21 protein-coding genes are annotated in these 18,060 nt (G+C 73.9%); 13 read left to right on the top strand and 8 right to left on the bottom strand.

Annotated elements, in window-relative coordinates:
• Positions 1 to 146 precede the first annotated feature (146 nt).
• Positions 147 to 821 (bottom strand): ThuA domain-containing protein, encoded by a 675-nt coding sequence (locus MF672_RS38180; RefSeq protein WP_242382204.1) that lies wholly within the window; start codon positions 819 to 821, stop codon positions 147 to 149.
• 101 nt (positions 822 to 922) lie between these two features.
• On the opposite strand from MF672_RS38180, the gene MF672_RS38175 reads away from it, so the two are divergent.
• Genes MF672_RS38175 through MF672_RS38165 form a run of 3 tightly spaced genes read left to right on the top strand, consistent with a single transcriptional unit; the run spans position 923 to position 3,454 of the window.
• Positions 923 to 1,792: an NAD-dependent epimerase/dehydratase family protein gene (locus MF672_RS38175; RefSeq protein ID WP_242382205.1), complete on the top strand. Its 870-nt coding sequence runs from the start codon at positions 923 to 925 to the stop codon at positions 1,790 to 1,792.
• The gene (locus tag MF672_RS38170; protein WP_242382206.1) at positions 1,789 to 2,685 is read left to right on the top strand and encodes an RNA polymerase sigma-70 factor; all 897 of its coding nucleotides are present in this window, start codon (positions 1,789 to 1,791) and stop codon (positions 2,683 to 2,685) included. The genes MF672_RS38175 and MF672_RS38170 overlap by 4 nt, the downstream gene beginning before the upstream one ends.
• 7 nt (positions 2,686 to 2,692) lie before the next feature.
• Entirely contained in the window at positions 2,693 to 3,454 is a 762-nt protein-coding gene (locus MF672_RS38165; protein ID WP_242382207.1) for an SDR family NAD(P)-dependent oxidoreductase, read from the top strand.
• Between the two features lie 4 nt (positions 3,455 to 3,458).
• Here MF672_RS38165 and MF672_RS38160 read toward each other — a convergent pair whose 3' ends face one another.
• Positions 3,459 to 4,031: a TetR/AcrR family transcriptional regulator gene (locus MF672_RS38160; RefSeq protein ID WP_242382208.1), complete on the bottom strand. Its 573-nt coding sequence runs from the start codon at positions 4,029 to 4,031 to the stop codon at positions 3,459 to 3,461.
• Between the two features lie 85 nt (positions 4,032 to 4,116).
• Here MF672_RS38160 and MF672_RS38155 point away from each other — a divergent pair, with 85 nt between their 5' ends.
• The 4 genes from MF672_RS38155 (at position 4,117) to MF672_RS38140 (ending at position 8,377) form a co-directional block, all read left to right on the top strand.
• On the top strand, positions 4,117 to 5,766 hold the full coding sequence (locus tag MF672_RS38155; protein ID WP_242382209.1) for an NAD(P)/FAD-dependent oxidoreductase: 1,650 nt from the start codon (positions 4,117 to 4,119) through the stop codon (positions 5,764 to 5,766).
• Positions 5,763 to 7,214: an ATP-binding protein gene (locus MF672_RS38150; RefSeq protein ID WP_242382210.1), complete on the top strand. Its 1,452-nt coding sequence runs from the start codon at positions 5,763 to 5,765 to the stop codon at positions 7,212 to 7,214. The genes MF672_RS38155 and MF672_RS38150 overlap by 4 nt, the downstream gene beginning before the upstream one ends.
• Positions 7,215 to 7,245: 31 nt before the next feature.
• Complete coding sequence (locus MF672_RS38145; RefSeq protein ID WP_242382211.1) at positions 7,246 to 7,788, top strand: hypothetical protein; 543 nt, start codon at positions 7,246 to 7,248, stop codon at positions 7,786 to 7,788.
• Between the two features lie 103 nt (positions 7,789 to 7,891).
• Positions 7,892 to 8,377: a hypothetical protein gene (locus MF672_RS38140; RefSeq protein WP_242382212.1), complete on the top strand. Its 486-nt coding sequence runs from the start codon at positions 7,892 to 7,894 to the stop codon at positions 8,375 to 8,377.
• A gap of 46 nt (positions 8,378 to 8,423) precedes the next feature.
• Here MF672_RS38140 and MF672_RS38135 read toward each other — a convergent pair whose 3' ends face one another.
• A complete protein-coding gene (locus MF672_RS38135; RefSeq protein ID WP_242382213.1) occupies positions 8,424 to 8,693 on the bottom strand; it encodes a hypothetical protein in 270 nt (89 codons plus the stop codon).
• 145 nt (positions 8,694 to 8,838) lie between these two features.
• Between MF672_RS38135 and MF672_RS38130 the strand changes: the two genes are divergently transcribed.
• Entirely contained in the window at positions 8,839 to 9,003 is a 165-nt protein-coding gene (locus MF672_RS38130) for a hypothetical protein (protein WP_242382214.1), read from the top strand.
• Here the strand turns inward: MF672_RS38130 and MF672_RS38125 are convergent.
• Positions 8,978 to 10,006 (bottom strand): ROK family transcriptional regulator, encoded by a 1,029-nt coding sequence (locus MF672_RS38125; RefSeq protein ID WP_242382215.1) that lies wholly within the window; start codon positions 10,004 to 10,006, stop codon positions 8,978 to 8,980. The genes MF672_RS38130 and MF672_RS38125 overlap by 26 nt on opposite strands.
• Positions 10,007 to 10,079: 73 nt before the next feature.
• On the opposite strand from MF672_RS38125, the gene MF672_RS38120 reads away from it, so the two are divergent.
• Complete coding sequence (locus tag MF672_RS38120) at positions 10,080 to 11,312, top strand: MFS transporter (protein ID WP_242382216.1); 1,233 nt, start codon at positions 10,080 to 10,082, stop codon at positions 11,310 to 11,312.
• On the opposite strand, the gene MF672_RS38115 is transcribed toward MF672_RS38120, so the two are convergent.
• Genes MF672_RS38115 through MF672_RS38100 form a run of 4 tightly spaced genes read right to left on the bottom strand, consistent with a single transcriptional unit; the run spans position 11,260 to position 15,543 of the window.
• Positions 11,260 to 12,057 (bottom strand): class I SAM-dependent methyltransferase, encoded by a 798-nt coding sequence (locus MF672_RS38115; protein WP_242382217.1) that lies wholly within the window; start codon positions 12,055 to 12,057, stop codon positions 11,260 to 11,262. The genes MF672_RS38120 and MF672_RS38115 overlap by 53 nt on opposite strands.
• A gap of 41 nt (positions 12,058 to 12,098) precedes the next feature.
• The gene (locus tag MF672_RS38110) at positions 12,099 to 14,321 is read right to left on the bottom strand and encodes an FtsX-like permease family protein (RefSeq protein ID WP_247815643.1); all 2,223 of its coding nucleotides are present in this window, start codon (positions 14,319 to 14,321) and stop codon (positions 12,099 to 12,101) included.
• Positions 14,318 to 15,019 (bottom strand): ABC transporter ATP-binding protein, encoded by a 702-nt coding sequence (locus tag MF672_RS38105; protein ID WP_242375437.1) that lies wholly within the window; start codon positions 15,017 to 15,019, stop codon positions 14,318 to 14,320. The genes MF672_RS38110 and MF672_RS38105 overlap by 4 nt, the downstream gene beginning before the upstream one ends.
• On the bottom strand, positions 15,016 to 15,543 hold the full coding sequence (locus MF672_RS38100; RefSeq protein WP_242375436.1) for a PadR family transcriptional regulator: 528 nt from the start codon (positions 15,541 to 15,543) through the stop codon (positions 15,016 to 15,018). Before MF672_RS38100 ends, MF672_RS38105 begins: the two co-directional genes overlap by 4 nt.
• Positions 15,544 to 15,624: 81 nt before the next feature.
• Here MF672_RS38100 and MF672_RS38095 point away from each other — a divergent pair, with 81 nt between their 5' ends.
• The 4 genes from MF672_RS38095 (at position 15,625) to MF672_RS38080 (ending at position 18,024) form a co-directional block, all read left to right on the top strand.
• Complete coding sequence (locus tag MF672_RS38095; protein WP_242375435.1) at positions 15,625 to 15,831, top strand: sunset domain-containing protein; 207 nt, start codon at positions 15,625 to 15,627, stop codon at positions 15,829 to 15,831.
• A gap of 27 nt (positions 15,832 to 15,858) precedes the next feature.
• Complete coding sequence (locus tag MF672_RS38090) at positions 15,859 to 16,380, top strand: flavoprotein (RefSeq protein WP_242375434.1); 522 nt, start codon at positions 15,859 to 15,861, stop codon at positions 16,378 to 16,380.
• A 13-nt stretch (positions 16,381 to 16,393) separates the two neighbouring features.
• Positions 16,394 to 17,593 (top strand): helix-turn-helix domain-containing protein, encoded by a 1,200-nt coding sequence (locus MF672_RS38085; protein WP_242375433.1) that lies wholly within the window; start codon positions 16,394 to 16,396, stop codon positions 17,591 to 17,593.
• Between the two features lie 77 nt (positions 17,594 to 17,670).
• The gene (locus tag MF672_RS38080) at positions 17,671 to 18,024 is read left to right on the top strand and encodes a hypothetical protein (RefSeq protein WP_242375432.1); all 354 of its coding nucleotides are present in this window, start codon (positions 17,671 to 17,673) and stop codon (positions 18,022 to 18,024) included.
• Positions 18,025 to 18,060: the final 36 nt, after the last annotated feature.

The following is an 18,060-nucleotide window of genomic DNA, read 5'->3' as shown; positions in this document are numbered from 1 at the left end:
GCAGTCTTGTACGTTCCGGACGTCATCGCGCGCCGAGGACGGCGAGCAGCGGCAGCGGGTTGACGTAGTCGCGGTAGGAGACGACGTGCCCGCCGCGCACCCGGAACACCGCCACCACCCGGTTCTCGAACGCGCCCGGCCCGGCGCTACTCCCCCACCGTCACCGGCCGCTTGAGCAGCCAGAGCGCGGCCCGCCGCAGCAGCGTGCGGTGGATCTCGTTGTCGTAGGAGCGAGTGTCGTGACCGAGCGCGTCGTAGAGCACCCGGCCGCGCCGCACCGGCCGCGCCCACACCAGCGGCTGGCCGTTCGCCGAGGCCAGCGGCCGCACGTCGGGCAGCACGTCGAGGTCGCTGTAGACCTCGTCCACCACGTCGAAGTCGCGCAGGCCGTCCACCACCGGGTGGCCGCCGTGCACCCGCACGCTGGTCCAGCCGAGCGGCGGGTGGTGCGACTTCGGCCAGGTCCAGCAGCCGCCGAGCACCCGCGGCCAGCCCTGCCAGTCGTCGAAGCAGATCGACGCCGCGTGCATGCACAGCAGCCCGCCGCCCCGGTCGAGGTGGTCGAGGACGGCCGTGCGGGCCTCGGCGGGCAGCTCGAAGCGCCACTCCTCGCGCAGGTCGGCGAAGCGGTCCTGGGTCATCCGCCAGCGCAGCGCGTTGACGGTGATGAGCTGGACCTCCGGCGGCTCGGCGAGCGCGCCCGCGATGTCCTCGGTGATCTCCGACTCGACGCCCACCTCGGCCAGCACCTCGGCCAGGGCGGCCGACGTGGCGGCGAAGTCGTGGAACACGCCTCCCGACAGGATCAGGTTTCTTGCCACCCGCCCAGCTCATCACGGTTGTGACGGGTTCGCCACCCGGAACTGTCACATCCGCGCCCGCTGCCCCGTCCTGACGGCACGAGCACGAACGAGGAGGCGACATGAAGGTTCTGGTGGCGGGGGCGACGGGCGTGATCGGGCGGCAGCTCGTGCCGCTGCTGCGCGCCGTGGGCCACGAGGTGGTCACCCTGTCCAGGCACGGCGACCTGGCCGTGGACGCGCTGGACCGCGAGGCGACCGTGCGCGCCGTCCGGCGGGCCCGCCCGGACGCCGTGGTCCACCTGCTCACGGCCATCCCGCCGGTCATCGACCCGCGCCGCATCGACCGCCAGTTCGCGCTGACGAACCGGCTGCGCGACGAGGGCACCCGCAACCTCATCGAGGCCGCCCCCGGCGCCCGGATCGTCTCCCAGGGCCTCGCCTACGCCTACGCGCCCGCGCCCGGCCTCGCCGACGAGGACGCGCCGCTGTGGCGGGAGGCCCCCAAGGTGTACCGGCCGGTGGTGGCGGCGCTGGAGTCGCTGGAGCGGCAGACGGTCGCGGCGGGCGGCCTGGTGCTGCGCTTCGGCCACCTGACCGGCCCCGGCTCCGCGTACGACAAGGACGGCTCGACCACGCGGGCCGTCCTCAGGGGCCGGATGCCGGTCGTCGGCGACGGCGGCTCGGTGCTGTCCTTCACCCACGCGCACGACGCCGCCACCGCCGTGGTGGCCGCGCTCGACCGGGACGTCACCGGCGCGCTCAACGTCGTGGACGACACCCCGACGCCGATGCGCGAGTGGCTGCCCGCCTTCGCCCGGCAGCTGGGCGCGCCGCCGCCGAAGCGGGTGCCGGCGTTCCTGGCCCGGCTCGCCGTGGGACCGTTCGGGGTGGCGTTCATGACGCGGCTGCGCGGCGCCGACAACTGCCGCGCGCGGCTCGTGCTGAACTGGCGGCCCCGGCATGGCTCGTTCTTCGAGGAGACGGCATGATGCCTGACGTGGAGCTGACAGCGGACGCCGCCGCGGCCTTCGAGCAGCACCGGCCGATGCTGCTCGGGCTGGCCTACCGGCTGCTCGGCAGCATGTGGGACGCCGAGGACGTGGTCCAGGAGGCCTGGCTGCGCTGGCAGGGCACCGACCGGAGCGGGATCAGGGAGCCGCGCGCGTTCCTGGTGACCGTGGTGTCGCGGCTGGCGCTGGACCAGCTCCGCTCGGCGCGGGTCAAGCGGGAGGCGTACCCGGGGCCGTGGCTGCCCGAGCCGGTCGCGACGGCGGAGGCCGGGCCGCTCGACACCGCCGAGCTGCGCGACACCGTCTCCTACGCCACGCTGCACCTGATGGAGCGGCTCTCGCCGCCGGAGCGGGCGGTGTTCGTGCTGCGGGAGGCGTTCGAGCTGCCCTACGAGCAGATCGCCGAGATCGTCGGGACGTCGGTGGCCAACGCCCGCCAGCTCCACCGCCGGGCCTCGGTGCGGCTGGCCGAGGGCCGCGACCGGTTCACGCCCTCCCCGGAGGACCACACGAAGCTGCTCAAGAGGTTCATGGCGGCCGCGGCGGGCGGCGACCTCGACGCGCTCAAGGACCTCTTCCACGAGGACGTCGTGGCCTGGAACGACGGCGGCGGCAAGGTGCGCGCGGCGCTGCGCCCGATCGTCGGCCGGCGCAAGGTCCTGGCCTTCCTGGCCGGCCTGCTCAGCCGCTACGACTTCAGCGAAGCCCGCCTGCTGGACGTCAACGGCCGGCCCGCGGTCTGGACGAGCGTCGCCGGCAACCACCAGCTCGTCATGATCGACGTCAGGGGCGGCCGCATCCACGACATCTTCGGCGTGCTCAACCCCGACAAGCTCGTCCGGGTCCGCCCGGCGGGCCAGGACGATCTATAGTCGCCCCATGGATCTCGGCATCTCGGGCAAGGTCGCCCTGGTCACCGGAGGCAGCGCGGGCATCGGACTGGCCACGGCCAGGAGCCTCGCGCGGGAGGGCTGCGACGTCTGCATCGTCGGCCGCAGCCCCGAACGGCTGGCGGACGCGGTGGTGGAGCTGCAGGAGTTCGGCAAGGTCGTGCACGCCGTGCTGGCCGACGTGGAGGACCCGTCGGCCGCCCGGCGCATCGTCGAGGAGACCCGCGACGTGCTCGGCCCGGTCGACATCCTGGTGGCCAACGCGGGCGGCCCGCCGCCCGGCCGCTTCACCGACGCGACCCTCGCCGACTGGGACGTCGCCGTGCAGCGCAACCTGCTCGGCACCGTGCGGCTGATCCACGCGGTGCTGCCCGAGATGCGCTCGCGCGGCTGGGGCCGGATCGTGACGATCACCAGCCGGTCGGCGCGCGAGGCGCTGGACGGACTGGCGCTGTCCAACGCCACCCGCTCGGCCGTCGCCGGCGTGGTGCGCACCCTGGCCCGCGAGGTCGCCGCCGACGGCGTGCTGGTCAACAACGTGCTGCCCGGCCCGATCGACACCGACCGGCTGCGCGAAACCTCGGGCGGCGAGGACGGACTGGCCGAGCGGGCCAGGGCGGTGCCGCTCGGCCGGATCGGGCGGCCCGAGGAGGTGGGCGACGCGGTGGCGTTCCTCGCCAGCGAGCGGGCGTCGTTCGTCAACGGGGTGTCGCTGCTGGTGGACGGCGGCGAGAGCCGGGTCATCGCCTGAGCCGTCACCTTCTCAGCAGCGTGTCCACCAGCGTGGCCGCCCAGGCCGCGTCGTCGCCCGGCGGGTCCACGTAGTACGACAGGTTGGCCCGGTGGAAGCAGGCCCCCATCAGCATCGACGCCGCCGCGCCCGGGTCGATCTCGCGGTCGACGCGGTCGCGGCGCTGCTCGTCGGCGATGACCTCGGCGAGCGCCAGGATCGGCAGGTGGGGGCCGCTGCCGCTCGCGGCCAGCATGGCGCGGAACCCCGCCATCAGCGACGGGTCGGCGATGACGCCCGCGGCGATGCCCGCCGCCCGCGTGTAGAACTCCAGCGCGGCCAGCGTGAACGCGGTCAGGTTGCCGGCCACGTCGCCGGTGCCGGCCGCGAGCCGCAGCCGCGTGAGAGCCGGGCCGAGCGCCGGCAGCCGCTCCAGCAGCACCGCGAGCAGCAGCTTCTCCTTGCCCGGGAAATGCTTGTAGAGCAGGGCCTCGGAGCAGCCGGCCGCCGCCGCGATGCGCTTGGTGGTGGCGCCGGCGATGCCGAACTCGCGGATGACCTGCTCGGCGGCGTCGACGATGCGCTCGCGGGTGCCCATCGGCCCATGATATGAGCGCGTTTCCCGCCCACTCGCCCGCCCATGACATCCTTCATGTGTAGGACCATTGGGAGAAGGTAGGGGCATGGACAAGCCGGTCATCGTGACGGTGGACGACGACCCGGGCGTCTCGCGCGCGGTGGCGCGCGACCTGAGACGCCGCTATGGCCAGGAATACCGGATTGTTCGCGCCGAGACGGCCCGTGACGGCATCGAGGCGGTCAAGGAGATGCGCCTGCGCGGCGACGACGTGGCGGCCATCCTGGCCGACTACCGGATGCCGCAGATGAACGGCGTGCAGTTCCTCGAAGCCGCGATGGACATGTACCCGTACGCGCGGCGCGTGCTGCTCACCGCCTACGCCGACACCGACGCGGCCATCCAGGCGATCAACGTGGTGGACCTCGACCACTATCTGCTCAAGCCGTGGGACCCGCCGGAGGAGAAGTTCTACCCCGTGATCGACGGGCAGCTCGACGCGTGGCTGCGCACCGAGCGCATCGAGCGCACCGAGCTGCGCGTGGTCGGCGACCGGTGGTCGGCGCAGTCGTACCAGGTGCGCGACTTCCTGGCCCGCAACCACGTGCCGTACCAGTGGATGCTGGCCGAGGACCCGGAGGGCGCGCAGCTCGTCAAGGCCGCCGGCGAGGGCTGCCACCTGCCGCTGGTGGTCACCAGCGACGGCACCACGCTGGAGTCGCCCGACCAGGCCACGCTGGCCACCGCCGTCGGCCTGTCGACCACGCCGGCCACCGACTTCTACGACCTCATCGTCGTCGGCGGCGGCCCGGCCGGGCTCGGCGCGGCCGTCTACGGCGCCTCGGAAGGGCTCCGCACCGTGCTCGTCGAGGCGCACGCCTCCGGCGGGCAGGCGGGCCAGAGCTCCCGCATCGAGAACTACCTGGGCTTCCCCGACGGCGTGTCCGGCCAGCAGCTCGCCGACCGGGCGCGGCGGCAGGCGCTGAAGTTCGGCGCCGAGCTGCTGGCCGCGCGCAAGGTGACCCTGCTGGAGCCGCGCGGCCAGGCCCGCGTGATCGGCTTCAGGGACGGCGGCGAGATCGCGGCGCACGCGGTGATCCTCGCCACCGGCGTCACCTACCGGCGGCTGGAGGCGCCCGGCCTCGACGAGTTCGTGGGCCGGGGCGTCTTCTACGGCGCCGCCCTCACCGAGGCCCCCGCCTGCGCCGACACCGAGGTCTACATCGTCGGCGCGGCCAACTCGGCCGGGCAGGCGGCCGTCTACCTGGCGGGATTCGCGAGCAAGGTCCACTTGTTGGTGAGGAGTGATGGTTTGGAGAAGTCCATGTCGCACTACCTCATCGAGCAGATCGCCGCGATCCCCAACATCGAGGTGCACCTCCAGACCGAGGTCGTCGGCGGCGGCGGCACCGGGCACCTGGAGCGGCTGACGCTGTCGGCCAAGGGCGAGGAGCGCACGGTCGACGCCCAGTGGATGTTCGTCTTCATCGGCGCCGAGCCGTTCACCTCCTGGCTGGGCGAGACGGTCGAGCGCGACGCGCGCGGCTTCGTCCTGACCGGCCCCGACCTGGTGCAGGGCGGCAAGCGGCCGCGCAACTGGCCGCTGCGGCGCGAGCCGTACTACCTGGAGACGAACGTGCCCGGGGTGTTCGCCGCGGGCGACGTCCGCGCCGAGTCGATCAAGCGGGTGGCCTCCGCCGTCGGAGAGGGCGCGATGGCCGTCGCCCTGGTGCACCGCTACTTGGAGAAGCAATGACCGAGACCAACGTCAGGGACGACCGGATCGACATCGACGAGCTGCGCAAGCTGTTCCTGTTCGAGCGGCTGGACGACGCCCAGCTCACCAAGCTCGCCCACAGCGGCCGGGTGGCCACCTTCGCGGCCGACGAGGACGTCCTGCGCCAGGGCGAGCCGGCCGAGTGCTTCGCCGTGCTGATCGAGGGCGAGATCCAGATGATCAGCGAGACGGTCAGCGCGGGCACAGTGGCCATGCCCCGCACGTCCCAGCCCGGCGTGTACGGCGGCGCCACCAGCGCCTACCTCGGCGACCGCGCCCCGCAGACCTACCAGCACACGCTGCGCGCCACGGCCCCGTCGCGGATGTTCATCCTGCCCGCCAGGAAGTTCGCCTACATCGTGGCCGAGTGGTTCCCGATGGCGATGCACCTGCTGGACGGCATGTTGTCGGGCGGGCGCATGCAGCGCGAGATCATCGACCGGCGGCAGCGGCTCACCGCGCTCGGCACGATCACCGCCGGTCTCACCCACGAGCTGAACAACCCGGCCGCGGCGGCCGTGCGGGCCGTCGGCGAGCTGCGCCAGCTCATCAAGAACTCGCGGCTGCAGCTCGCCCAGCTCGCCGAGGACGGCATCCCGCCGGAGAAGCTGCGCGCGCTCATCGAGGCGCAGGAGGCGTGCACGGCGAAGCTGGCGAGCAAGCAGACGCAGCGCTCGCCGCTGGAGATCTCCGACGCCGAGGACGAGCTGGGCGAGGCGCTGGAGGAGCTGGGCGTCGAGGACGCCTGGGACCTCGCCCCGGCGCTGGTCCAGGCCGAGTTCTCGCCGAAGGACCTGGAGAAGATCCGCGGCAAGGTGGGCGAGGAGCACGCCCCGTCGGCGGTGCGCTGGCTGGCCGAGGCCATCGAGATCTCGCAGATGCTGAGCGAGGTGGGCGAGGCGACCGAGCGCATCACCACGCTGATCCGCTCGGCCAAGCAGTACTCCCAGATGGACCGGGCGCCGTTCCAGCAGGTGGACGTGCACGAGCTGCTGGACAGCACGCTCGCGATCTTCCGCGGCAAGATCCCGCCCGGCATCACCGTGGTCACCGACTACGACCGCACGCTGCCGCCCATCCCCTGCTACGCGGGCGAGCTCAACCAGGTGTGGACCAACCTCATCCACAACGCGCTCGACGCGATGGACGAGGAGGGCACGCTCACCGTCCGCACCGCGCACGACGAGGACGAGGCGATCGTCGAGATCGGCGACACCGGCCACGGCGTGCCCGAGGCGATCAAGGACCGCATCTTCGAGCCGTTCTTCACCACGAAGAGCGTGGGCGAGGGCACCGGCCTCGGGCTGGACATCTCCTACCGCATCGTGGCGGGACGGCACGGCGGCGAGATCAAGGTCCGGTCGGTGCCGGGCGAGACGTGGTTCGAGGTGCGCCTGCCGCTGCGGGAGCCGGTCCCCTCGGCCTGACGCCTCTCCCGGCGTCTGCACAATGGTCGCCATGGACGACAACACGCACGACGAGGAGCGCCGCGAGCGGGAGGCCGCCGCGGCGCAGGCGGCGGAGTGGGAGCGGCAGGCCGCCGCGCAGGCCGCCTGGTGGACGAGACGGATGTCCGGGTACGGGGAGGAACTGCTCCGGCAGAACAACCTGATGTACAGCGGCCTGATCGCCATCGGGATCGTCCTCGTGCAGCCGTTCCTGACGTCGGGGGCCGCCTCGCTCGACCTGTCCGCCAAGATCTGCGTGATCGCCTTCTCGCTGGCCATCCCACTCCTGGCCGCGCTCATCGTGCTGAACCGGCACGAGGCCTACCGGCGGCGGGCGGCGCGGTCGGTCGTGGTGCGGGTGGCGAGGGAGTCCTCACTCGGGCTCGGCTTCGTCGGGGTGGTCGCCGGTCTCTGGCACATCATGGTGCTCGCCGGAGTGGCCGTCCTGGTCGGCGGGGTCCTCGGCCTGGTCGTCTACTCGGCCGGCTTCGCCCGGGTGGAGGAGGAGGACGACCAGGCCGCGAAAGGCGCCGCCCCGGCCCCCAAGCCCTGACCGGCCCCCCGCGTCCGCGTGGAACGGGATGTCACGCCCCAGGTGTCGAGGCGCCGCCCCGGTCCCGGGACGGTGCCGGACCGTTCCACGGAGGGGGATTTCCATGAGACACATCACCAGCAGGCGGGGCCGGACGGCGGCGGGGGCGGCCGCGCTGGGCGCCGCGGCATTGCTCGCGGCCGCCGTCACGCTCGCCCAGCCGGCCGCGGCGCTGCCCGCGGCGCAGGCGGGCTGCAACCTCGGCTCGTTCGGGTTCGACTCCTCGCTCGGCTGGCTGGCGCTCACCGCGCCGCGCACGATCACGGTCTCCTCGGCCCAGACGATCAGGGCGGACGTCAGCGCGGACGCCGGGGTCGACGCGGGCGCCGAGCTGCGGCTCGGCTGGTCGGTCAACAACGCGGCGGTCAGCGAGGGCGGGTTCGGCCCGGCGAACTTCGCCAACCACCAGGAGTTCTTCGAGACCCGCTCGACGTTCGCGGTGATCAACGTGGCCGCGGGCACGACCACCGTCCAGCCCTTCATCCGGCTGAACGGCCCGGCCGGCAAGCGCGGCACCGTGCTGCACCGCTGCTCCTCCGTGCAGAACTGACCGCCTGCCGGACGACGGGTTCCCGGCCCCGCGCGGGCCGGGCGCCCTAGCCGAGGACCTCGGCGGCGGGGGCGGCGTCGGCGAAGGTGATCACGATGTCGCGGCCGTTGGCGTAGCTGACGACCGGCCGCCGCAGCGTCTCGCCCGCCCGGCGGGCGACCGCCTGCCACAGCTCCATCGTCTCGGCGCTGTCGGCCGTGATCCGGAACCGGCCGCTCTCGCGCAGGTGCCCGGTGACCAGCGGGACGAAGTTCGCCTCGGCGCGGGCGCGCTCGTCGGCGCTCAGGGGGGTGCGCCGGAGGGCGGGGTCGCTCATCGTCGGTCTCCTCGTCGTCGCCGGGGCGGCGCGCTCGCCGGCCGCCTCCGGCGTCCAGCATGCCATCCCGCCACCCGTACGCTGTCCGCACGATGACCAGGCGCACACCCGCCGGCCCGGCCTGCTCCACCAGGCGCTGAACCGGGTGTGGATTCCGCTCCTGGTGGCGGTCGGCTACTCGCTCGGCCAGGTCGCGTGGCCGCCGCTGTTCACGGCCGCGCTCGGCCGGCTCACTCACCTCGCGCTCGCCCGCGCGCTCTTCCCGTCGCGGCGGCCCGCGCCGCTCAGCCGAAGATCCGGTCCCGGGTGAGGTCGAGGGCCGTCAGCACGGCCCCTTGCAGGACGGCGTTGCCCGCGACCGTGCTGGCCCGCACCTCCGCCGGCGCGGGGGCCAGCTCGCGCAGCCGCCCGGCGACCTCGGCGGCCAGCTCGTCGCCGCCCTCGTGGCCCCGTTTCCCGCCGAGCACGACCAGGCCGGGGTCGAGGAGGGCGACGAAGGCGGACACCCCGAGCGCCACCCGGCCGGCCAGCTCCGCCCGCTCCAGCCGCCCGGCGACCTCCGGCGCGACCAGGTCGCAGAACTTGCTGCCGCCCACCTCCAGGAACCCGACCTCCCCCGCGCCGCCGGACGCCCCGCGCCGCAGCCGGCCGCCGAGCACGACGGCCGCGCCGATGCCGTCGTCCAGCCAGAGCAGCACGAAGTCCGCGCTGCCCCGGGCCGCGCCGGCGCGCAGCTCGGCGACGGCGGCGAGGTTGACCTCGTTCTCCAGGACGACGGGCACGCCCGGCCCGAGGCGGTCCCTGACCGCCCCCATGACGCCGCGCCGCCACCCCGGGACGTCGTTCTGCGACACCAGCTCGCCGTCCCTCGGGTCGACCAGCCCGGGCGCGCCGATGACGACGCTGTCCAGCGCGCGCCCGCCGGCCGCCTCGCGCACGACGCCCTCGATCAGCTCCTCCAGCGGCACCCCGTCCCGCAGGGGGGTGCTCGCCGAGCCGGCGGTGGCGCCGGTGATGTCGGCGACGACGACGTTGACGGCGTCGCGCCGCAGGTCCACCCCCGCGACGTGGGCCCGCTGGGCGACCAGGCCGTAGAGCCGGGCGTTCGGCCCCCGGCGGTCCTCGCCGGACTCGCCGGTCACCTCGATGAGCCCGCTGTCCCGGAGCCGTTCGATGAGGTCGGACACGGTCGGCCGGGACAGCCCGGTCAGCGCGCGGAGCTGGGGGGCGGTCAGCGGGCCGCGCTCCAGCAGCAGGTCGAGGGCCAGCCGGTCGTTGATGGCGCGGGCCATGGACGGGGTCGCGGTCTTCACGCCTCCCATAATAGGCAGGCTCCCTACCCGAAACCTCTTTTCATCAGGGAGCCTGCCTGTTAATTTAAGAGACATGACGCCTCACCGCGCGATAGCGGCCGTCTTCGCCGCCCATGGCGCCGTCGCCGGCTCCCTGTCCACCCGCATCCCCTGGATCCAGGACCACCTCCACCTCAGCCCCGCCACCCTCGGCCTGGCCATGCTCTGCCCGTCGATCGGCGCGTTCCTGGGCATGCCGGTGGCTAGCCGCCTGGCCTTCCGGTACGGCAGCCGCACCGCCACCCGCGCGCTGATCGCCCTGTGGTGCGGCGGCCTCGCCCTGCCCGCCCTCGCCCCGGTCCCGGCGGCGCTGTTCGTGGCGTTCCTGCTGTTCGGCTGCGCGGCCGGGATGTCCGACGTCGTCATGAACGCTCACGCCGTCGAACTGGAACGCCACCTCGACCGGCCCATCATGTCCGGCCTGCACGGCATGTGGAGCGTCGGCAGCCTCGGCGCGGCCGGCCTCGGCGCGCTGGCCGCGCAGGCGGGCGTGGACGCCCGGCTGCACCTGGCCGCGATGTCCCTGGCCCTGCTCGCCCTCGGCGCGGCGGCCGGCCGCGGCCTCCTGCCGAACCATGTGACCGCCGCGCAACGCCCGGCCGGCGCGGCGCCGCCACGCCGCTTCGCCCTCCCCGCCCGCGGCATCCTGCTCATCGGCCTGGTCGGCTTCTGCGCGACGTTCGCCGAGGGCGCGAGCGCGAACTGGTCGGCCGTCTACCTCACCAGGGTCACGGAGGCGGGGCCCGGCCTGGCCGCCGCCGCGTACACCGTCCTCATGCTGTGCATGGCCGGCACCCGCCTGCTCGGCGACCGCATCATCCGCCTGCTCGGCCCGGTGACCTGCGTGCGGGCGGGCGGTCTCGTCGCTGTCGCCGGCGGGGTCGTCGTCGTCACCGCCCGCACCCCGCTGCTCGCCATCGCCGGCTTCGCCCTGCTCGGCCTCGGCGTCGCCGTCATCATGCCGCTGGCCCTCGCCGCGGCGGGCAACGCCGGGCCGACCGCGGGCGAGGGCGTGGCGGGCGTCGCCACGATCACGTACCTGTCGGGGCTGACGGCCCCGGCGGTGACGGGCTGGCTCGCGGGCGCCTTCGGCTACCCGGCCGCCTTCGCCTTCATCACCGCCGTCGTGCTCCTGCTGCCCTTCCTCGCCCCCGTCCTGCGGCCGGCCGCGCCGCGCCCGCTCGACCCGGCCGGGCCCGCCGAGGAGGACGCACTCATCCCGGCGGCACCCTGCCGATCGTCAGCACGACCGACCAGTGGCGGGTGAGCCGCCCGTCCGGGCGGGCGGCGAGCAGCCGGCGCATCTCCCCGTACAGGTGCTCCCGTTTGGCGGGGTCCATGGCGATGTGACCGGAGAACGTCTCCAGCAACGCGATGTACTCCTCCGCCGTGTAGCGCAGGGCCCACAGGTAGCGCCGCGTCCCGGTCACCTCGAACCGTCCCGAGGCCGCCAGCTCGTCGGCCGTGGGGTCGGGCGGGCTCTCGGGCGGCGGCCACGGGCCGGGATGGCCCTCGCCGAGGTCCTCGTAGACGCGCTGGATCTCGGTGAAGAACGGGTCGTGGCCGGCGGGCAGCGCGTGGTCGGCGTTCCACACGGCCAGGTGGCCGCCCGGCGTGAGCAGGTCCGCGGCTTTCGCGTACTTGACCTCCGGGTCCACCCACTTCCAGGCCGTGGCCGCGTACACCAGGGCGAAGCGGGCGCCCGGCGGCGGCTCCCAGGACTCGAAGGACGACGTCACCACCTCGACGCCGGCGAACCCGGCGAGCCGCCGCCGCGCCTCGGCCGCCAGGGCGGGGCCCAGCTCGACCGCGGTGATCGGGAAGCCCGCCCGCGCCAGCGGCAGCGTGGCCTTGCCCGGGCCGCAGCCGACCTCCAGCAGGGGCGCGGGCGGCCTGAGGCCGGTGTCGGCGAGCAGGTCGGCGTACAGGCCGGGCGGGTAGTCGGGGCGGGCGTCCTGGTAGGACCCGGCCACCTGGTCGAAGGTGGCGCGCAGCGGGAAGTCACGGGGCATGCCGCGATCCTGTCAGCTCCGCGATCAGGAGCGGGGGTCTCCTACTCGAAACGCGCGTTGTCGGGCGCGGTCAGGTGCCGCAGCAGCGGCAGCGCGGCGAGGACCACCAGCAGGGACGCGGCCAGCCCCGCGCCGAGCGCCCCGAAGTAGACCGGGCCGGGCAGCGCCAGGGACGCGCCCTTCATCGCCAGCGCGGCGACGAACGGCCCCGCCACGCCGTACCCGGCCGCGGCGGCGACGACGGCGGCCAGGACGAGCGGCAGCGCCGACTCCAGCAGCACCACCGCGGCCAGCGTGCGGGCGGGCGTGCCGGCCAGGCGCAGCAGCGTGAACGGCTGCCGGCGCTCCATCAGCCCGCCGCCCACCGCCACGACCAGGCTGCAGCCGCCGGCCAGCAGGGTCAGGACGACCATGGCCAGCCCCACGTTCTCGGCCTGCGTGTACAGCCGCGCCCGGACCTCGGCCACCTCGGCGAAGGTCATCGGCGCGTCCACGCTGTACCGGGACAGCAGGGTCCTGACGCGTTCCAGCGCGCCGCCCGTGCCGTCGGTGCGGACCAGGACCGCGGACAGGCTCAGCCCGGTCACCGACACCGCCCGGCCGGCCGGCCCGGTGAAGGGACGCAGCCGGTCGATGGACAGCGGGTTGTCGGCCTCGACGACGCGGTCGAAGTAGCCCGTCACCGCCTGCGCGCCCGCCGGGCACCGGCCGAGCACGGGGTAGCGGGCCAGGTCGGCGCAGGCGACGACGGTGGTGGGCGGCGGCCGGTCCGGGCCGATCACCTGGCCGCGCGTGCCCTCCGGCAGGGCGTAGATCGGCAGCACGCCGGCCCCCGTGAACGCGCGCAACCGGTCCAGCAGCTCCGCGCCCGCCCGCGCGGGCAGCCCGCCCGCGCCCGGCACCCGGCCGAGCGGCACCCGCAGCACGTCGGTCAGCGTGCCGCCCGCCACGGCCCGCTGCCCCGACACCACGGCCGGGACGATGCCCGCGAGCGCCGTCCCGACGAACACCGCGAGCACCAGCCCGCTCACCGACCGGAAGGCCGCCTTCGGGTCCGCGGCCAGCCGCTGCGCCGCCAGCAGCGTCGCCGCGCCGCCGGTCGCGCGGGCCGCCAGCCGGGCCGCCAGCGCCGTCAGCCACGGGCCCGCCAGGACGAGCCCGGCCATGGTCAGCACGAGCCCCGCCACGGCCGGCGGCGCGTCGGCGTCCTTGGCGTCGCGGAACACCGGCCCCGCGAACAGCCCCAGCCCGGCCACCAGCGGGATCAGCCGCCACGCCCGCGGCGGACGCGGCGGGGTCCTCCTGGCCGCGCCGAGCGGGCTGATCCGCACCCGGCGCAGCGACCACAACGCGGTGCCGCCGGCCAGCGCCGGGACGACGGCGAGCACGGCCGCGTACTGCCAGACCTCCGGAGCGACCAGCTCGGGGAAGAAGCGGGAGCCGGTGACCCGCACCAGGGCGACGGCCGGGCGTACCGGCTGGAAGAGCGCGACGCCGAGCAGCGTCCCCAGCAGCGCGCCGAGCGCGGCCTCCACGGCGGCGAGCACGCTCACCTGGCGGGCGGTGCCGCCGGCCAGCCGGATCGCGGCGAAACGCGCCTCGCGGCGGGCGGCGGCGAGGCGGGTGGCGGCGTTCACCAGCACGAGCAGCGGCACGGTCAGCCCGGCCGCCGCGACGGCGAACCCGAACCGGTACAGGTCGGCGTTCGCGTCCACCCGGAGCGCGGTCTCCACCGCGTCCACCTGCCGGGTGCCGGCCAGGGCGGCCACCTCCTCCGGCGTGCGCCCGACCACCACGGCCAGCTCGTCGGGCCCGGACAGCGCCGCCGCGCCGATGATCCCGGCGCGGGCGCCGGGGAAGCGGTCGGCCAGCATCTCGCGCGGGGTCGCGGCCAGCAGCGCGGCCAGCGCGGGCGAGACGTAGTAGCGGCCCGGCTCCGGCATGCGCGCCAGGCCGGGGACGACCGGCGCCCGCGGGCCGAGCGCGGCCGCGTCCAGCCGCTTGATCGCCTGGCCCGCGTAGTAGTCCTCGCGGTAGTTCCACAACGCGCCCATGGCGGTGGAGTCGAGCAGCCTGCCGCTCGGTGCGGTGCCGGTGGTGCACTCCCAGCACTGGCGGCCGTTCGTCGCCTGGAAGGCGTTGAACAGCGACAACGTCGTCAGCAGCACCAGGACGCCGGCCGCCACGCCGGCCACGATCAGCGCCAGCCGGGCCGCCGCCTCCCGGCCGCCGCGCAGCGACATCCGCAGCCCCAGCCCGATCACCGCACGACCTCGCCCGGCACCCTGGCCGCGGCCGCGCCGAGGGGATCGGTGACGCGGCCGTCGCGGACGATGACCTCCCGGTCGGCGAACGCCGCCACGCGCGCGTCGTGCGTCACGACGATCACGGTCGTGCCCTCCTCGCGGGCCAGACCCACCATGAGGTCCATGACGTGCTCGCCGGTGAGCGAGTCGAGCGAGCCGGTCGGCTCGTCGGCGAACAGCACCCGCGGCCCGCCCACCAGCGCCCGCGCGATCGCCACCCGCTGCGCCTGCCCGCCCGACAGCTCCCCCGTCCGCCGCTTGCCCAGCTCCGCCAGCCCCAGCCGCTCCAGCCAGGCGTCGGCGCGCGGGTAGGCGTCCCTGCGCCGGACCCGTCCCAGCAGCAGCGGCAGCGCGACGTTGTCGGCGACGGTCAGCTCGGGCACGAGCTGACCGAACTGGAACACGAACCCGAACGCGGTGCGCCGCAGCTCGGTGCGCCGGGCGTCGCTCAGGGTGTCCAGCCGCCGCCCGTCGAACCACACCTCGCCGCTGTCCGGGGTGAAGATCCCGGCCAGGCAGTGCAGCAGCGTCGACTTGCCCGAGCCGCTGGGCCCCATGACCGCGACGATCTCCCCGGCGTCCACCGCCAGGCCGGCCTCGCGCAGCGCGGGCGTGCTCCCGAAGGAGCGGCTGACCCCGCGCGCCTCGACGATCATGACTCGCGCACCATGGCGGCCAGCGCCCCCAGCCGCGCCTGCGTGACGTCGATCCACCGCAGGTCGGCCTCCAGATGGAACATGCCGTGGTCGGCGAGCAGCGCGTCCACCAGCGAGCCCTCCCGCTTGACCTGCGTGAACTCGCGCATCCGCCGCAGGTGGGTGGCCCGCTGCAGGTCGAGGTAGCCGGCGGCGTCGCGCCCCAGCATCAGCGCCAGCACGACCTTCGTGAACAGCACCGTCTGCAGGTACGGCTCGGCCGCGACCGGCTCCGACAGCCACGCCTCGACCTCCTGGCTGCCGAGGGGCGTGATGGCGTAGCGCTTGCGGTCGGGGCCGTCGCCCGGCTCGCTCTGCCCCGCCGTGACCTTGCCGTCCCTGGCCAGGCGGCCGAGCGTGGAGTAGACCTGGCCGAACGGCAGGGACTTGCCCCGGCCGAAGTAGGTGTCGTAGTCGCGCTTCAGGTCGTAGCCGTGGCTCGGCTCCCGCTCCAGGAGGCCCAGCAGGGCAAGGGGAACGCTCATGCGCCTGGACTGTACACCAAGGGTATATACGCGGTGTACGGCCGCCTGCAATCGGCCCTGAGCCACTTCGAAGGGGGCCGGATGAGACTCCGTTCGTTCCTCGGCGCGCTGGCGATCTGGTACGGCGCCTTCCTGGTGATCGAGATCCTCGCGGCGACCACCCTCGCGACCGCCGACGTGTACGACGTCCCCGGCGACCCCTCGTACGCCGTCACCCCGTTCGACACCAACCTGTTCCGCGACGAGTCCGAGGCCCGCGCCGCCGGCTTCCACCACTGGAGCCCCTGACCGCACGATCGGGCTACGCTGGCTTGCGTGCGCGTGCTGTACATCGTCACCAGCGCGGCCCCGTCCCATGCCGGCCCTGTCACCGACCTCGTGACCGGCGCACAAGCCGCCGGCTGGCAGGTGTTCGTCGTCTCCACGCCCCTGGGCCTGCGCTTCCTCGATCAGGCACGCCTTGAGCAGCAGACGGGAGAGCGGGTACGCAGCGAGTTCCGGATGCCCGGAGAGGGCAAGGAACTGCCCAAAGCGGACGCGGTCATAGCGGCACCGATGACCTTCAACACGATCAACAAATGGGCTGCGGGGATCACGGACAACTTCGCGGTGGGGCTGCTGTGCGAGCTGACCGGCTACGGCGTGCCGATCGTCGCCGTCCCCATGCTCAAGCCCGCCCTCGCGCAGCACCTCGCCTTCCGGACCAGCCTCGGCGTGCTGAGCCAGATGGGCGTGCGGCTGCTGTTCGATCCGTCAGCACCCTATGAGAGACGCATGCCGGCCTGGGACGATGTGCTGGACGAGCTGGAGCGGGCGACGGGCGGCGCGTCCGCCTAAGGTGAGGGGCCTCATGAACGACCAGGTCGAGGTCGGCGGACGCATCGCCCGGCAGCGGCGACGGCGTGGCCTGTCCCAACAGGCGGCGGCCGGGCTGATCGGCAGGTCGGAGAGCTGGCTCAGCCAGGTCGAACGCGGAGTACGCCGTATCGACAGTCACAGCGTGCTAGTGCGACTGGCGCAGGTGCTGGGCGTGAGCGTCCACGAGTTGACCCATGCCGGTCAGCAGGACGGCGAATCGCGCTACCGGCCAGGCGAGGGAATCCGGGAAGCCATGCTGCGCTACGACATGCTCTCACCGTTCACAGGCCAAGCGGAGAGTCCGCACCGGTTGCGGATCGAGCTGCACCGGATCAACCGCTTGTACCAGTCCGCCCGGTACGAGGAAGCGGGGCAGCGGTTGCCGGGATTGATTCTCGCAGTCGAGCACGGTCGGCAGGCCGTGCCGCGGAAGCATCGGCGTCCAGCCGACACGCTGAGAGCTCTGACCTACCAGTGCGCAGCGACCGTCCTGACGCGCGTGGACGAGCCCGAGCTCGCGTGGCTGGCCGCCGATCGTTCCTTGGCCGCAGCGGAGGATGCCGATCGGCCTCTGCTCGCGGCGGTCAGCGCCTACCGGCTGGGCTACATCCTGATCAAGATGCACCGCCCGGAGCAGGCCCGTGATCTGGCCGTGCGGGCCGCTGAGTCGCTGCACGGCGACGAGCACCGAACGAATCCGGTCCTGGCCTCGGTTCGGGGCGGACTGTACCTGGTCGCCGCCTCGGCCGCCGCGCACACCTACGATCGAGGCGGGACAGACAGTCATCTTGCCGAGGCCACCGCCGCCGCCGACCACATCGGCCGCGAACGCAATGATTTCTGGACCGCCTTCGGCATCACCAACATCCGGATCCACCGTCTGTCGTCAGCGGTCGCCTTCGGTGACGCGAAACTCGCCGTTGCGCTGGGCGAAGCCCTCGACCTGTCCCGGCTGCCGGTCAGCCTGCTCGGTCGCCGCGCCCAGGTCCATCTCGACCTCGCCCGCGCGTACACCCTGCAGCGCAAGGACGCCGCCGCGGTGAACACACTGCTGAACGCGGAACAGCTCTCGCCGCAGTTGATCCGCTACGACCAGCGCACGCGGGACGTCCTCGCGCAACTCGTCAAGCGGGAGCATCGTCCCAGCACGCCGCAACTGCGTGGCCTGGCGTGCCGGGCAGGCATCGTGTGACCCGCACCGTTGTACGGCTCATTTACCCGCACAACCGTCCCAGATGCGGCGCCTGCGGCGATCTACCGTCCCGATCCATGACGCGAAACGACCCGAAGGCCCTGGTCACCGCACCCGACCTTGCCGCCGCACTCCGCGCCCCGCAGCCGAGGCGGACGGACTGTGACATCGACGGGTTCTACCTGTGGGACGTTCACGGCAGTCGCAGTGAAGGCCCCTGCGGTGTGACCAGCCGGAGGGACATCGCCACCGCGCACCTCCTCACGGCGCTCATCGCAACAACCACTGGCACCGGCGATGTCGAAGGTCTGGTCAGGCGGGTCTGGCTGGACCGGCTGGCGAAGGAACCGCGCTATATCAGAGGGCGGGTGGTCATCCGGGTCCGGCGCGACCGGCGCACCGGTGAGATCGTCCTCGTCGGCGAGCGATGACGGGCTGCCCGGGGACGATTCCCTCCGCTGTCTGCC

This window comes from Actinomadura luzonensis, assembly GCF_022664455.2.
Taxonomy (GTDB): Bacteria; Actinomycetota; Actinomycetes; order Streptosporangiales; family Streptosporangiaceae; genus Nonomuraea; species Nonomuraea luzonensis.
This window is presented reverse-complemented; position numbering and strand designations above follow the sequence as displayed.

Excerpts from the sequence above, each read along its gene's own strand:
- MF672_RS38085 (WP_242375433.1), top strand. The coding sequence starts at position 16,394 with ATGAACGACCAGGTCGAGGTCGGCGGACGCATCGCCCGGCAGCGGCGA.
- MF672_RS38145 (WP_242382211.1), top strand. The coding sequence starts at position 7,246 with ATGGACGACAACACGCACGACGAGGAGCGCCGCGAGCGGGAGGCCGCC.
- MF672_RS38155 (WP_242382209.1), top strand. The coding sequence starts at position 4,117 with ATGGACAAGCCGGTCATCGTGACGGTGGACGACGACCCGGGCGTCTCG.
- MF672_RS38165 (WP_242382207.1), top strand. The coding sequence starts at position 2,693 with ATGGATCTCGGCATCTCGGGCAAGGTCGCCCTGGTCACCGGAGGCAGC.
- MF672_RS38170 (WP_242382206.1), top strand. The coding sequence starts at position 1,789 with ATGATGCCTGACGTGGAGCTGACAGCGGACGCCGCCGCGGCCTTCGAG.
- MF672_RS38160 (WP_242382208.1), bottom strand. The coding sequence starts at position 4,031 with ATGGGCACCCGCGAGCGCATCGTCGACGCCGCCGAGCAGGTCATCCGC.
- MF672_RS38100 (WP_242375436.1), bottom strand. The coding sequence starts at position 15,543 with ATGAGCGTTCCCCTTGCCCTGCTGGGCCTCCTGGAGCGGGAGCCGAGC.
- MF672_RS38135 (WP_242382213.1), bottom strand. The coding sequence starts at position 8,693 with ATGAGCGACCCCGCCCTCCGGCGCACCCCCCTGAGCGCCGACGAGCGC.
- MF672_RS38095 (WP_242375435.1), top strand. The coding sequence starts at position 15,625 with ATGAGACTCCGTTCGTTCCTCGGCGCGCTGGCGATCTGGTACGGCGCC.
- MF672_RS38175 (WP_242382205.1), top strand. The coding sequence starts at position 923 with ATGAAGGTTCTGGTGGCGGGGGCGACGGGCGTGATCGGGCGGCAGCTC.
- MF672_RS38150 (WP_242382210.1), top strand. The coding sequence starts at position 5,763 with ATGACCGAGACCAACGTCAGGGACGACCGGATCGACATCGACGAGCTG.
- MF672_RS38115 (WP_242382217.1), bottom strand. The coding sequence starts at position 12,057 with ATGCCCCGTGACTTCCCGCTGCGCGCCACCTTCGACCAGGTGGCCGGG.
- MF672_RS38120 (WP_242382216.1), top strand. The coding sequence starts at position 10,080 with ATGACGCCTCACCGCGCGATAGCGGCCGTCTTCGCCGCCCATGGCGCC.
- MF672_RS38080 (WP_242375432.1), top strand. The coding sequence starts at position 17,671 with ATGACGCGAAACGACCCGAAGGCCCTGGTCACCGCACCCGACCTTGCC.
- MF672_RS38105 (WP_242375437.1), bottom strand. The coding sequence starts at position 15,019 with ATGATCGTCGAGGCGCGCGGGGTCAGCCGCTCCTTCGGGAGCACGCCC.
- MF672_RS38140 (WP_242382212.1), top strand. The coding sequence starts at position 7,892 with ATGAGACACATCACCAGCAGGCGGGGCCGGACGGCGGCGGGGGCGGCC.